The 14,690-nt window shown below is 49.8% G+C and carries 9 protein-coding genes; 3 read left to right on the plus strand and 6 right to left on the minus strand.

What is annotated here, in order from left to right; translation table 11 throughout:
* Window positions 1–9: 9 nt before the first annotated feature.
* From PsAD46_RS07590 to hisS, 6 genes are all read right to left on the minus strand, one after another.
* Window positions 10–843, minus strand: coding sequence for a GNAT family N-acetyltransferase (locus tag PsAD46_RS07590; RefSeq protein ID WP_208981723.1), 834 nt, complete (start codon window positions 841–843; stop codon window positions 10–12).
* Window positions 844–1,050: 207 nt separating this feature from the next.
* Complete coding sequence (locus PsAD46_RS07595) at window positions 1,051–2,868, minus strand: calcium-binding protein (protein ID WP_063293693.1); 1,818 nt, start codon at window positions 2,866–2,868, stop codon at window positions 1,051–1,053.
* Between the two features lie 281 nt (window positions 2,869–3,149).
* Window positions 3,150–6,923, minus strand: a complete 3,774-nt coding sequence (locus tag PsAD46_RS07600) for a calcium-binding protein (protein ID WP_063306535.1) — start codon at window positions 6,921–6,923, stop codon at window positions 3,150–3,152.
* Window positions 6,924–7,180: 257 nt separating this feature from the next.
* Window positions 7,181–8,146, minus strand: coding sequence for an ATP phosphoribosyltransferase (hisG, locus tag PsAD46_RS07605; RefSeq protein WP_063306536.1), 966 nt, complete (start codon window positions 8,144–8,146; stop codon window positions 7,181–7,183).
* Window positions 8,146–9,243, minus strand: coding sequence for an ATP phosphoribosyltransferase regulatory subunit (locus PsAD46_RS07610; protein ID WP_063306646.1), 1,098 nt, complete (start codon window positions 9,241–9,243; stop codon window positions 8,146–8,148). Before PsAD46_RS07610 ends, hisG begins: the two co-directional genes overlap by 1 nt.
* Before the next feature lie 25 nt (window positions 9,244–9,268).
* Entirely contained in the window at window positions 9,269–10,789 is a 1,521-nt protein-coding gene (gene hisS / locus PsAD46_RS07615) for a histidine--tRNA ligase (RefSeq protein WP_063293696.1), read from the minus strand.
* Between the two features lie 260 nt (window positions 10,790–11,049).
* Here hisS and PsAD46_RS07620 point away from each other — a divergent pair, with 260 nt between their 5' ends.
* The 3 genes from PsAD46_RS07620 (at window position 11,050) to PsAD46_RS07630 (ending at window position 14,668) form a co-directional block, all read left to right on the plus strand.
* The gene (locus PsAD46_RS07620) at window positions 11,050–12,198 is read left to right on the plus strand and encodes a glycosyltransferase family 2 protein (RefSeq protein WP_063293697.1); all 1,149 of its coding nucleotides are present in this window, start codon (window positions 11,050–11,052) and stop codon (window positions 12,196–12,198) included.
* 85 nt (window positions 12,199–12,283) lie between these two features.
* Window positions 12,284–13,789, plus strand: a complete 1,506-nt coding sequence (locus PsAD46_RS07625) for a glycosyltransferase family 39 protein (protein WP_063306537.1) — start codon at window positions 12,284–12,286, stop codon at window positions 13,787–13,789.
* Between the two features lie 81 nt (window positions 13,790–13,870).
* Window positions 13,871–14,668, plus strand: coding sequence for a ChbG/HpnK family deacetylase (locus PsAD46_RS07630; protein ID WP_208981724.1), 798 nt, complete (start codon window positions 13,871–13,873; stop codon window positions 14,666–14,668).
* Window positions 14,669–14,690: the final 22 nt, after the last annotated feature.

The raw sequence follows: 14,690 nt of genomic DNA on the forward strand, positions 1-14,690 counted from the left end.
GTACGATTGCTATGCAGTGTCAGCCGGACGCTCAAAGGTGCCTTGGGGGGGAAGGATAGCAAGAACAAGCGTTTCGCGATGCTCAAAGCCACAACGCCGATAAATCCGGCCTGCCGGGCCGTCACTGTGAGCTTGTAAGACAGGTATGGTAGCAGGTGCCTGCGCCTTAGCCCAATCGACACCAGCAGTAACAAGAGCCGCGCATATGCCGCGCTTGCGATGGCTGGGCCGTGTCTCAACTTCCTGAAAACGCGAAACCGCTGCATCGGTATAGATTCCCAGATCTGCAACCAAGAGCACCCCATCAAAAGCGCCAAACCAGTTCGCCAGTCCTGCTTTAACCTGGCGGCGACGGCTCTCAAAGCGTCTCCGCACATAGGTCCCGAAACTGTCTCGGTCATAGCCCTGATCAACAGCAGTGTCGATTTGGAGCGCGATGACTTGCTCCCAGTCTTCATCAGTCTGAACAAGACGGATTACGATCCCATCTGGCACCGGAGCACGGCTCAAAGGCCCGGTCAGGCTTAGCACATCGATTTGTTCCAACTTGTATCCAAGATCAGATAAAGGCGTATGTGCAGCCCCAATTGTCATGTCAGGTGTATCCCAACCGAACATTGTATGCGCAGCCTCTGGAAGGTCCTTGCGAAACTGCGCAATCTGCTTTTCTGGTTCAACCTTGTCACCCCGGAAGAAAACCATATTGCCAGCCCAGTAATGAGGCTCTTCCGGTATGCGCAATATGATCCGGTCTGGATGAACCTCAACCTCACTAACGCTCCGTTCAACAAGGAGATCACTACACACCCCCAGAGTCTTCGCTATTTCCTGCTCGTTGCCCACACCGCGTCCTTCAAGTCACCCTGCTTTCAATCAGCATGAAGCTATTGAAAATAATCAACGCCCACAAGGGCAACACACCCCATCAAAGCAGAACCAAGCGTCCTATCACTCATCCGCTATTGTCAAACGTTAGATCAGCAGGGCGAAATATAAAAAAGCCCCGGCGAATACACGCCGAGGCCTCATATTAGTCTAATTCACCACCACTTAAACGAATGCAAAATCATCAGCATGGAGATCAGCTACAGAAACATTCTGCAGGGTGATTGAAGTGTCATCATTCACATAGATAACAGTATCCGCACCAACATCACTTGCTGCAGCAAGGACATCTGCAACGCTATCGAAAGTCTCAGAGAATTGAAGCACATCCTCGGAACCAGCGCCGGCTACAAAATCCGTGATGATGTCATTGCCAAAGTTTGACCGGAAATAGAACGTATCGCTATCCGCTCCACCTTCCATGGTGTCATCACCCGCGCCAGCATCAAACGTGTCATCACCAGCACCGCCGATAATAGTATCATTGCCACCATATCCGTAGATCTTATTTGCATTTGCATCACCCGTTAGATGATCGGCATGCTTATCAGATCCCATAATGTTTTCGATGGAGACGTAAACGTCGCCAGCAGCATCTCCAGTGTTGTTTGATTGGTCGGTCAAGTCCACAGTGACTGCAGATGTAGACCAACGATAACGCACAGTGTCATTGCCAGTGCCGCCATCGAGATAATCTGAACCCGAACCATAAGCGTTGAGCCAGTCATCGCCGCCGCCGCCTTCCAGGTGGTCATTGCCACTAAAGCCAAACAGTCCGTTATTTCCGTCGTCTCCGACGATAACGTCATCAAAGTGAGATCCGAAAACCTGACTGATGTTTGTCAGTTGATCGCCTTCAGCATGGCCGCCAGTATTCACGTTGGTCGCTAGATTAACTGACACGCCTTCTTCCGACAGTGTGTATCTGATAGCATTCCGGCCACCACCACCATCAACATTGTCAGCACCAGCACTGCCGTAGATTTCCTCATTGGAGTCCGTACCGGTGAAGGTGTCGTCACCAGAGGTGCCGTAGTACCTAAGGACACCATCTTCTTCGATTGGGAACTGAGATAGCATTGTTCCATCAGAAAACTCAAACTGCTCAATTTGAGGGTTATCTGCACTCCAGTTTTTGATTGTTATAACGTCAGCAATCTCGTCAAGTGGTTGGTCTGGATTAGCTGGATCAATAAGATAGATCTTCAGGTCATTACCATCAATCACGCCTTTAAGGTTTGACAGTGTGATACCATCTTCAAAGCGGATGGTATCTGTTCCAGATGTCTCAGTAATAACGTCCTTGCCAAAGCCAAGCTTGAACACATAGGTGTCATTGTCTTCTCCACCGAGAAGGTGATCATCTCCTTTACCACCATAAAGGGTGTCGTTACCTTTATCGCCGTAAATGGTATCATTGCCGCTTAGTTTGTACTTTGAGTCATCACCATAAATGGTGTCGTCTCCATCTTCCCCATGAAGAGTATCGCTACCATCTTTTCCTTCAATGTAATCATCATTGTTCGTTGCAAAGATTTCATCAGCTTTATAAGAACCATGTAGTCCGGTAATATTGGTAAGCTTCACATTTCGAACATCTAAAACAAGAGGATCGTTCTCGGACCCACCAGTTGGATTGAAGGAATATTTCGGAAGAGATGTTCCTACCTGCACAAAAGTGTCAGCATATGTCACAGTGCTTTTTATCTCTTCAATGCCAGTCATTGTAATGATCTCGACATTAGCGTAACTTGAATACTGATCAAAGCCATAAATCTCAATTACATCATATCCAGAGCCCCCGATGTAATGATCTCCATTTGTTGTAGTACCAATTCGGAAGGTATCATCACCTCCAAAGCCACTCATGATGTCATTACAGAGTGTGCCTTCGAAAATATCATTCCCTGCTGTTCCGTTGTACTGACCGCCATATCCGTAGGTATAACCCAGATTGTTCTTATCAGTATCTATATACGCCATAATAAAATCCCACTATACATTGTTTCTATGAAGTTGTTTAGGTTCATTCAACTTCATATGGATAGTGTTTTACGTAGCTTGCGCGTGGCTTTTATAAATAAATTAATGTATTTTTGATTTTTTTATTAGTTTATTCACTTCATGTATGAATGTGATGTTGTTCTTTTGCTGTAATGGAAAGTGGTATATTTTTGAAAACGTCTTTTCAAAATTTACCACTTCCTACTGTGAAGCTCCGACATAGAAATGCCGGAGCTCAAAGCACTTGATTACATAACTACTCAGGAAGCGAACGCAAAATCATCTGCATGCAGATCAGTAATCGTTACATTCTGCAGAGTTATAGAGTTTCCCTCATCAAGCTGGATGACAGTATCAGTTCCAACGTCACTTGCTGCCGCAATCACATCCTCAAAGTTCCCAAAGGTGCCTTCGCTGAAGTGGATGGTGTCGACAGAATTTGCTCCCGCAGTGAAATCTGTAATGACATCTTTGCCGAAGTTTGCACCGAAATAGAACGCATCGCTGCCTTCGCCTCCAGTCAGAGTGTCATTACCGGCTTCACCATGAATTTGATCATCACCACCACCAGATTCAATGATGTCATCACCTGCACCGGCAAAGATGATGTGATCTTCGGCTAAGGTAGTAGAGTAAAACTCATCAGAGCTTGAGAGTGTAATCTGAGTAACTATCTCATCAGGTTGGCTTGCACTTGCCATTTCAAGCTTCTGGCTAATGTCATCTCCGGTCCAGATCGTACCATCTGCGAAGTGGAGCTCGCCAAAGTCGAACTGCGAAGTTTGACGGTTAAAAGCTTCTTTGATGATGATTGTCCCACCATCAGCAAATGTCAGCAGGAGATCCTCCTCCTGCTCTGCCACGTAAGCATCAACAACGGAACTCGGCGAGACATCTTCACCAAATACAATCTTGTTTGGCTGAACTGTAGGAGAAGTTGCTTCCAGTGTGTCATTGCCATCCCCCAGATTATAAAGGAATGTGGCATCTTTACTGCGATAGATAATGAAGTCGTCGCCTGTCCCGCCTTCAATTATGGATGAACCACCATGTGCGAATATGTTGTCATCACCCGCACCTCCGAGTAGCTCGTTACTCTCGCTGGAAAAACTAACGATAACGTCGTCACCATCTCCGCCATCAAGGATATTTTTGCCTCTATATCCTTCGAGTGTATCATTACCTGCCCCACCTTCAAGATGATCATCACCTTCGCCGGCATTCAGTTTGTCGTTGCCTGCACCGCCAATTAGATGATCATTTCCATCGTCACCGAAGATGATATCATCACCTCCGAGCCCATCAATGGTATCATCAGCAGTAGTGCCTCGAAGATGGTCTGCCTCATCACTCAAGCCTCCAAGAAGCCTTTCATTGATGCTTTCCCAGTTCCAAATTGTGCCATCGGCAAATTCGATTTCACCGAAGTTTAGGCGCAATATATCAGGATCAATGACAGATAGCAGGTTTACTGTTCCACCATCTTTAAATGTGAGTAAGATGCTTTTTGAAGTACCTGTGAAGCGTGTCACTGAAACTTCGTCTGGCAAGATACCTTCGCCAAGGATCAGTTTATGACTTTCATTCTGCAACTCGCCTGAGTACGCTAAATCAACTGTGTCATTGCCATCTCCAAGCTTGTAGTGGAGTGTGACTTTTGCGTTTGAGATGTAAAGTTTATCGTTTCCTGTTCCTGCATCCACAACGGCAGAACCACTCCAAGCAAGAATTTTATCGTCACCACTTCCCCCTTTGATCTGGTCTACTCCATCAGTGGCGCTGTAAATTGTATCGTTGCCATCTCCTCCATCGAGGATGTTGTTGCCCGTCCAGCCGTTCAGTTTATCGTTGCCAGCCCCGCCTTCCAGGTGATCATCACCTTCTCCACCGAAGAGATCATCATTCCCTTCACCTCCAATGAGATGATCGTCACCGGAGTAACCGTCGATTGTGTCGTCACCACCCCGGCCATCAATCACGTCATCGCCCAGGGTGCCAGCGAGTTCTTCACCTTCGTCACTAGCGTTTTCAAAGCGCATCTTGTTGAAGCTTTCCCAGTTCCAAACAGTGCCGTCTGCAAAGTGGAGTTCGCCAAATGTAAAGTGATTTGGTCCATAGTGGAAAACATCGTAGAGACGCAACGTCCCGCCATCTTTGAAAGTCAGCAGAAGGGTGGTTGAAGTGCTACTTGCACGCGTAACAGTAACCTCATCAGGTGATATACCTGCTCCAAAAATAACTTTATTGTTGTAAGAGCTATCGTCAGAGTGCTTGATGTCAACAGTATCATTGCCATCACCTAGATCGTAATGAATGGTGACGGTTGAACTAGATATATCTATATCGTCATCACCTGTTCCACCATCAACAATCGCAGTTCCACTCCACGTATAAATGGAATCGTCTCCGCTCCCACCAATAATTGTATCCTCGCCGTCTGTGCTGCTAAAGAAAGTGTCATTGCCATCGCCACCATCGAGAATGTTGTTGCCAATAGAGCCTTTTAGCGTGTCATCGCCAGTACCACCTTCCAGGTGGTTATTTCCTTCGACACCTTCAAGCGTGTCGTTTCCGGCACCGCCGATTAGGTGATCATTTCCTGAATAACCAATGATATCATCGTCACCACCCCGGCCATCAATCACGTCATCGCCCAAGGTGCCAGCGAGTTTTTCACCTTCGTCACCAGCGTTTTCAAAGCGCATTTTGTTGAAGCTTTCCCAGTTCCAGACAGTGCCATCTGCGAACTGAAGTTCTCCGAAGGCAAAGCCATTCGGTCCATAATAAAAAGCTTCTTTGACAAGCAAGGTGCTGCCATCTTTGAATGTCAGCAGGAGGTCAAGATCATTGCGTTCGGTGCCATATTTATCTGTGCCTTCTCCCTGGCGAGTTACCGTGATCTCATCAGGGGAGATGCCTGGGCCAAAGACGATTTTGTCATTGTAGGAAGAATCTACATCGTGGTTGACGTGAATGGTGTCGTTGCCATTGCCAAGGTCATAGCGGAAGGTAGTGGTACCTTCACCGTAGTTGAACTCATCGTCTCCAGCGCCACCGTCGAGATAGTCGTCACCATTACCGGCTTTCAGGATGTCGTTGCCATTTCCGCCAAGGAGAGTGTCGTTCCCATCGCCACCTTCCAGCGTGTCATTGCCGCCGTAGCCCCAGATCTTGTTGTCACCAGCATCGCCTGTGATGTGGTCACCGTAGCTGTTGCTGCCCATCACGTTTTCGATGGAGACGTAGACGTCACCAGAAGCATCACCAGCATTGTTTGCCTGGTCGGTCAGGTCCACGGTAACCCCAGATCCTGACCAGCGATAGCGTACAGTATCGTTTCCTGAGCCGCCATCAAGGTAGTCCGCTCCAGAGCCATAAGCGTTGAGCCAATCATCACCGGCTCCACCTTCCAGGTGATCATTGCCGTTCTGAGCAAACAGGTTGTTGTTGCCATCATCACCAATCAAGACATCATCATGATAAGAACCAATGATGGACTCGACATTTGAGATCTGATCGCCTTCCGCGTGGCCACCAGAGCCTTCACCTGTCGCAAGATTAACGGTCACGCCAGCATCGGACAGAAGATAGTTGACGATGTCGGTACCGCCTTTGCCATCAATCGTGTCTGCACCTTCACTACCGTAAATCTCATCTCTATCGGAAGTTCCGATAAAGGCATCATCTCCATCGGTTCCATAGAGCTTCAGACGTCCGTTACTTTGTACGGCAATTTTTGACAGGGATGTCCCATCAGCAAATTCAAATCGTTCGATGCCGTGATCACCAGCAATCCAATTATCAAAGTAAAAAACGTCAGCAATCTCATTAAGCGGCTGGTTCGGGTTAGCCGGGTCGATCAGATAGAATACCAGATCGCCACCTTCGAGGCGGATCTTGAAATCGCTTAGTGTGAGGTCACCATCAAAACGAATGGTAGTGATTCCAGGCGCTCCTCCAAAATAGTCGATGCCTATTCCACGCTTGAAACCGTAGCTGTTATCGCCTTCAAGAGGCATTTTATCTGCAGCCATCTGTTTTCCTCGAATTTCATAAATATTTAAATATGTGCATTGAGCACATATAAGAAATGCACTTCAAGGTTGTGCCTAGGTGACTCAAAGAAATCGCTAAATTTACATAAATTAGATGGATAAGTATTTTGAAGTTACTTCAGGTATGTCATAGATACATAAACACGCAGAAATCTCACAAGTAACGCAAATCAACGCAATAAAAAACGCACCCCGGTCAGAGGTGCGTTCAAAAATATTTCTCAGTGGTTTAGGTGTTAGCCTGCGACTTTTTGTGCCAGAGGCTCAAACAGCGGGTTTGCTGTGTGGAACACATACTCCAGCGGCGTCACAGTCACCATTTGTGCTCCTTCTTCGCGCAGCATGTCTGCACATTCAGGCACTTTGGCAGCAGGGCAATGCAGGACTAAAGAAGAACCTTCAATGCCGAACGGGGCAACACAGCCAAGAGCAGCAACCTTCTCCAGCACCTTTGCAGGGGTTGCGACAACAGTACGCATCTCTTTGAAATTGTGAGCGTTATCCTGCGCCGTGATCCGGTCCAGCATCAAACGGGCGGCCTGCAAAGCACTCTCATTCCAGTTGGCTGTTCTGGACGCCACAAGGTGTGCCTGAGACCTGGCGATCACACCATCCTCAGGGATCTTCAGATTGTTGGCTTTCAGCGTAGAACCAGTTGAAGTGATGTCCACCACCAACTCAGCAGAACCAGCAGCAGGTGCACCTTCAGTCGCGCCAGCACTCTCAACAATGCGGTAATCCGCAATGCCTTTTTCCGCGAAGAACTGCCGAGTATGGTTCACATACTTAGTCGCAATACGCAGGCGGCGACCATGCCGCGCACGAAAATCAGAAGCAACATCAGCAAGATCGGACATAGTGGACACATCAATCCACGCCGTTGGAACCGCAATCACAACGTCCGCATGGCCAAAGCCAAGAGCGGTGATGATATGCGTCTTTTCTTCGGGGCGGTCGATGTTCTCGTTGACCAGATCCGTTCCGGTGATACCGAAGTGGACCGTACCAGCAGCAATCTCACGCGCGATCTCGGAGGCCGAAAGGAAAGCGATCTCAACGCCGTCCACGCCCTTCAAAGTCCCACGGTAATTGCGATCACCACCCGGACGCTTCACCTTCAAACCAGCCCGCGCGAAGAACGCGTGGGTCATTTCCTGAAGGCGGCCTTTGGACGGTATCGCAAGAATAAGATTAGAGCTCATCAGCTTGCTCCCTCAAAAGCGCGGTCCAGCCAGATTGTAAAGCCAACAGCAGGCACAGTACTTGGCGCACCAAGACGTTCCACCAGCTTGTTGTAGCGACCACCACCGATCACCTGTCCAAGATGTTCACTGGTTTCATGATGAATTTCAAAGACAAAGTCGGTGTAGTAATCGAGACGGCGACCAAAATCACCGGAGTACTCCAGCTTTGAAATGTCAATGCCACGCGCTGCCATCAGGTCGGTACGCTTCGCCAAACGCTCAATAGAGGCATCCAGATTAAGCCCGGTCTCGTTGGCAAACCCGTGCAAGGTCTCAACCGCTTTCGCAGGTGGCGGACCGGACACGTTGAGATACTCGCTCAATCGCGAGATCACATCCTTGTCCACGCCTGATCCAGCAGAAAGGGCGGCTTGCTCCATGAAGCGCTCAGCAATTTCGTGAGCTGTACGTCCACCAACAGCAGAAATGCCCGCAAGTGAAAGCACATCTTCAACAACAGCCACAGCTGCTTCTGGGTCCCGCCCCTCAAGAGCAGCAAGAAAGCCCAGCTTCGCATCCGGCTTGGCTTCAACACCACTCATTCGGGTGATAACCTGATCCAGCCGGTCACGCTCACCAAACACATCACGCAGACGACGTTGCCAAACCTTTGGAATCTCAAGCGCTTGCAGAACAGCTGTAAACAGGCCTTCATCACCCACTCGAATGCGTGGGGAGGACAGGCCCAGCTTATCAGCAGTCTCTAGAGCAAGCGCCAGCATATCCGCATCAGCTTGTTCTTCATCCTCGCGGCCAATGGATTCAACACCAGCCTGCATGGTTTCACCCAGTTGCCCAGGTCGATGTCGGAAAACTTGCCCAACATAAGAGAATGCCGCAGTACGACCCGCGATACCTGTTTCCAGATAATGTCGGGCAATCGGAATAGTAAAATCTGGACGCAAGCAAAGCTCTTGTCCATCTTCCCCTGTAGTCAGGAAAAGGCGCCGCCGGAGATCTTCACCAGCCAGATCTAAAAAGATATCGGCTGGCTGTAAGATTGGCGGGGTTGCCTCTTCATAACCTGCATCCCGAAAAAGCTGGCCCAAAGCCACGCTGCGGTTATCCCCCAAGGTCATATTAGTTCTCGCTTTGGTTTTTGCGATCGTCTTCCTGTGCGGCCAGAAGCTTTTTCACTTCTGCAACAAGATCATCCCGTTTCACAGCAAACTGTGCAGGACGGCTCTCACGCCAGGTTTTGTTATCTTCAATCTCGGCAGAAAGGCGTTTGCCTTCAATGAGATCTTTGATTTGAATTTCGCCTTCTTCACGCTCTTGCGAGCCTTGAATGATGGCACAAGGTGAATTGCGGCGGTCAGCGTACTGAAGCTGCTTGCCAAACTGCTTTGGGTTGCCCTGATACATTTCTGAGCGGATACCAGCAGTGCGAAGCTCCTGAACCATGGCTTGGTAATGCGCAAGGGAGTCAACGTCCTTGTCCATCACACATACAACCACTGGGCCTGCAACTTCTTCCTGCCCAAGCTTGCCGAGCATAGTGAGTGCTGACATCAGACGGGAAACACCAACAGAGAAGCCGGTAGAAGGCACAGGCTGGCTCATGAAGCGGGAAACAAGGCCGTCGTAACGCCCGCCACCACCAACAGAGCCAAAACGCACAGGGCGGCCTTTATCGTCTTTCACTTCAAAGGTCAGTTCAGCTTCATAAACAGGGCCGGTGTAGTATTCCAAACCGCGCACAACAGATGGGTCAATGAGAACACGGCCATCGGTGTAGTCAGCTGCATCAAACAGCTTGCCCATGGTTGCTAGCTCTTCAACGCCTTCTGCACCAGTTTTGCTGTCTGCGATCAAACCACGAAGGTTCTCGATGGTCTGGTCAGTGGTTTCCCCGCCAGCTTCCACAAAGGCAAGAACCTTTTCCGCTTCCGCTTCGCCAAGGCCAGCACCCTTGGTAAAGTCGCCGGAAGCATCTTTACGGCCTTCACCCAAAAGCAGCTTAACGCCTTCAACACCAAGACGATCCAGTTTATCGACAGCCCGTAGAACGGTCAGGCGGGTTTCAGCGTGTTCGTCACCGGAAAGGCCGATCACTTCCATCACACCGTCCAGAACCTTGCGGTTGTTCACGCGGATCACGTAGTCACCACGAGCAATGCCGAGGCGCTCCATCGTGTCGGACGCCATCATGCAGATTTCAGCATCAGCAGAGACAGAAGGTGCACCAATCGTATCTGCATCAAACTGCATGAACTGGCGGAAACGACCCGGTCCTGGCTTCTCATTCCGGAATACATAACCAGCGCGGTAGCTGCGGTAAGGCTTTGGCAGGCTTTCGAAATTCTCGGCCACATGACGGGCGAGGGGCGCGGTCAGGTCGTACCGCAGGCTCATCCATTGCTCGTCATCATCTTGTAGCGAAAACACACCAGCGTTCGGACGGTCCTGATCTGGCAAGAACTTGCCAAGAGCATCAGTGTACTCGAACATTGGAGTTTCCACGGGCTCAAAGCCGTAAAGCTCATAAGTCTGCTTGATAACGGAGAGCATCTGCTCCATCGCCTGCAGTTCAGCTGGACCGCGATCTACAAATCCACGCGGTAAACGAGCTTTGAGCTTGGCACTTTTCTTTTTTGCCATGAGGCCGTCTCATCCATGAAATAAAAGGGTTGTTGCAAGCGCTTCCCGCAATAAGTCCCCAGAACGCACCAAGGGAAGCATGCTGTTGTCTGTCTCCTAGCCCATTGAGCAGGGGAGGGCAAGGCGCGAAGCGGGTGCAATCCGGCGCAAATTTCCCAATCAATACTTGCAATAGCGTCAAGAGAAGCTAAGGTCGCCCCAAAAAATGGAAGGACCATTCCCTTACGCATGCAAAGGAAGGTCTGCACACTGGAGAAATCATGGTGTCAAACACCAACTACGAACCAACTGAAATCAGCAAATCCGAAGGTCGCGTTACAGGTCCAACAGAGTTAACTGTTGTATTGCCGACTTATAACGAAAGCAAAAACGTTCCCATCGTGGTTGAGCTGCTGGATAAAGCGCTCGCTGGTGTAGCTTGGGAAGTTATTGTTGTTGATGATAATTCTCCAGATGGGACCTCTAAAGTCACTGCTGACATTGCGCAGCAAGACCCGCGTGTTCGCATTGTTCAGCGTATTGGTCGTCGTGGTTTGTCCGGCGCATGCATTGAAGGCATGCTGGCCTCCAGCTCCAAATTTGTAGCTGTGATGGATGCTGACCTTCAGCACGATGAGAGCCTGTTGCCCAAGATGCTCGAAGCACTTCGTTCTGAAAGCTACGACATCTGCGTTGCCTCCCGCCATGTGGAAGGTGGGGATGTTGGGACGGGTTTGTCCTCAATTCGTGCATGGGGCTCCAATCTTGCCAACAATCTGGCACGTAAGTTTCTTAAAGTGGAACTGTCCGACCCGATGAGCGGCTTCTTCATGCTGCGTCGTGACAGGTTTGTTGAGCTCGCTCCGCGTTTGTCGTCCCAAGGCTTCAAAATCATGCTCGATATTGTCGCCAGCGGAAAAGGCGCTCTGCGTGTGAAAGAACTGCCTTTCGTTTTTCGTGAGCGTCAGCATGGTGAAAGCAAGCTCGATACACTAGTGACCATGGATTACCTCGGCCTGCTGGTTTCCAAAATCTTCGATGACAAGATTTCAGTTCGCTTTCTTATGTACTCCATGGTCGGTGGAACAGGTGTCGTCGTTCACCTTATCGCACTGAAGATCTTTCTTGCCGCCTTCGGCATGCCATTTGGCCTCTCTCAGTTGGTTGCGACCTTTGTGGCCATGTCCTCAAACTTTTTCCTCAACAACCGCCTGACCTATCGCGACCGTCGTTTGACAGGGCTTGCGTGGATCAAAGGTCTGCTCACATTCTATGTGATCTGTAGCTTTGGTATTTTGGCAAACGTTGGTGTGGCAGAGTTGATCTACACGAACAAACCAATCTGGTGGTTTGCTGGTGCTGCTGGTGCTGTTATGGGTGCGGTTTGGAACTACGTTGTTTCCAACGCTCTGACATGGCGCAAAGGCTAAAGCGTTTCTTCGAATAGCGAGAGAAGCTTTTCACAGGAAGAAACGCAGGAAACCAAAGTTAAAGCACTTTGAGGAAAGCATTTAAATGCAGGACAATCCCGCAGGAAAGCCGCTGAGCTTTTGGTTGCGCCCGACCAATCTGATCCTGATTGTCGCCGTGCTGTCTTTGGCGCGGCTGGCAACTGGTATGAATGTCGATCTGGTTGAGGATGAAGCCTACTATCGTTTGTGGGGGCTGTATCCTGCATTGGGTTATTACGACCACCCGCCAATGGTCGCTTATTGGATCTGGCTTGGTCAATCCTTGTTCGGTGACACGGCTCTTGGCGTTCGCTTCATCAGTATCCTGTCTGCTGCAATCGGTTCCCTTGCCCTCTGGCGAACTGCAAAAATTCTATATGACGCCCATGTCGCTGGCTGGACAGTCCTGTTTTTCAACGCAAGTTTGCTGATTGGTGTCGGCTCACTGTTAGCTACGCCTGACGCACCCTCTGTTTTCTTCTGGGGACTGGCTTTGTGGGCCATGGCAGAGCTGACGGTATCCAAAAATGCGAACTGGTGGATTCTGGCTGGTATCTTTGCAGGATTAGGCCTTCTTTCAAAATACTCCGTGTTGTTTCTGGGGGTAGGGATTATTCTCTGGCTGGTGTGGGTGCCGGAGAACCGCAGATACTTCCTGTCCTGGCAGTTGTGGCTCGGCGGAGCACTGGCAATCGCAATCTTCTCTCCAGTACTTTACTGGAACTCGCAGCATGAGTGGATTTCTTTTGTAAAGCAGTTTGGGCGTTCTGTACCGGAAGGGTACTCCGTCAAGTACATTGGCGAGTTCATAGGCGCTGTTGCAGGCCTACTGAGCCCGCTCGTCTTTATCATTGCGATGGTTGGTGCGTGGCGCGTCATCCGCAAAATGATAAAGCAAGACAACACGGCCAGCCTGCTGGTTCTGACGGTCCTGCCGTTCCTGATTTATCTACTCTTCCATTCACTCCATTCGCGTGTTCAGGGCAACTGGCCAGCACCAATGTATCCGACACTTGCCATGTTCGCTGGTATTGCAGCAGCTTATCCGCCTGCCAATGTTGGTCGCTGGTTCAAGGTGCTTGCCCCGACTACAGTCGGCCTGGGTGTCGTTGTCGCTGGCGTGGTCTATATCCACGCCTACACCCCGCTCAACACATCTCTGGGCCGTAAAGATCCAACGCACCAGATGCGCGGCTGGCAAGATATTGGGGATGAACTAACCGAGTTGGCAGACGCGAATGACATCAATTGGATTGGCACAACCAGCTATGGTTTGACTGGCCAAATGTCGGATGCGCTCAAGAAGACAGACCTCAAAGTCTACGGAATTCCTGAGCGAATGCGCTATGCAATGATTCCCGATAATCTCCAAAATCCCGAAAATAGTGACATGCTGTACGTCACCGAGGAAAGAAGAGACCGCTCACAAAAGCTGAAAACTAACTTCAATCAGGTTGAGCTGCTGAAGACCATCCCCCGAGAGAATAAGGGATTATTCGGAAAAACCGCTATTGAAAATGTACGGGTCTATCGATTATCAGACCCGAAACAGCCCCTGAAATCCAACTGAAACAGCTGAGATTCCGTTGCGTTAAATTTGCAGGCTTTGTTAAATGTACTCCTGAACCTTTTGGATTGGGAGATCCGCGCGATGAAGCGCATCCTCTTGACGAGTCTCGAATTTGGGCAAAGCTACGGTGTTGACCGGGCGATCTGCGATCTAATCATCGCAGGTCGGCTTTCTGCTGTAGGCTGCGTTGTCACTGGCAAGATGTGGTCGAGGGAGTTCTATCAGCTGCGTGACGTGGTTGCCTGGGCCGAACATGAAACCATGGTCGGTCTGACAGTCACACTGACAAAGCCCGCCGGACCGCTCACCGATTTTGGCCGGACCGTATTCGGAGAGACGTTCCCCGCCCCGTGGTGGTATGCAATGCGCAGCCCCATGAAGATGCTGCCGGAAGAGGCGATTGCCGCTGAGATCGCCGCACAGGTGGATCTGTTCGAAGAGGTCTATGCCCGTCCGCCAGCATTTGTTGCCATTCAGGGAAATCTCGCAAAGCATCCTGCCGTGCATTCAGCGCTCATCACGGTGCTCAGCATGATGACAGGGCGAGAGCCTGCACTGGTACTGCCTGCTGGTGTTAGTCGATCAAGCAACTCCATTTCAAAGCGCGCCACCAAAGCCGGATTGGAAACTATATTCTCAGGACCAGATCTGCCAATGGCTGATGAGGACACGGATCTGAGAGATTTCTTCTGGCACGGAATCAATGAGGCACAGGATTCGGCGATGGTCCTATGTCGGCCATCCTATCCTGAAGAGCAGGCCCAACCCGTCAAAAAGAAAAACGTACGCCAGAGCTCATCCCGTGAGAACCAGCTGAAGTTCCTGATAAGTGAGGAATTTCCGTTTCTTTTGATGGAAAAAGATATCTTCTTGTTCTAAGAACGATCTCTTCCTGCGGTTG

It is taken from the genome of Pseudovibrio sp. Ad46, assembly GCF_001623065.1.
Lineage (GTDB): Bacteria > Pseudomonadota > Alphaproteobacteria > Rhizobiales > Stappiaceae > Pseudovibrio.

Bases quoted from the DNA above. Each gene is read 5' to 3' on its own strand.
- PsAD46_RS07595 (WP_063293693.1), bottom strand. From the start codon at position 2,868: ATGGCGTATATAGATACTGATAAGAACAATCTGGGTTATACCTACGGA.
- PsAD46_RS07630 (WP_208981724.1), top strand. From the start codon at position 13,871: ATGAAGCGCATCCTCTTGACGAGTCTCGAATTTGGGCAAAGCTACGGT.
- hisS (WP_063293696.1), bottom strand. From the start codon at position 10,789: ATGGCAAAAAAGAAAAGTGCCAAGCTCAAAGCTCGTTTACCGCGTGGA.
- hisG (WP_063306536.1), bottom strand. From the start codon at position 8,146: ATGAGCTCTAATCTTATTCTTGCGATACCGTCCAAAGGCCGCCTTCAG.
- PsAD46_RS07600 (WP_063306535.1), bottom strand. From the start codon at position 6,923: ATGGCTGCAGATAAAATGCCTCTTGAAGGCGATAACAGCTACGGTTTC.
- PsAD46_RS07625 (WP_063306537.1), top strand. From the start codon at position 12,284: ATGCAGGACAATCCCGCAGGAAAGCCGCTGAGCTTTTGGTTGCGCCCG.
- PsAD46_RS07620 (WP_063293697.1), top strand. From the start codon at position 11,050: ATGGTGTCAAACACCAACTACGAACCAACTGAAATCAGCAAATCCGAA.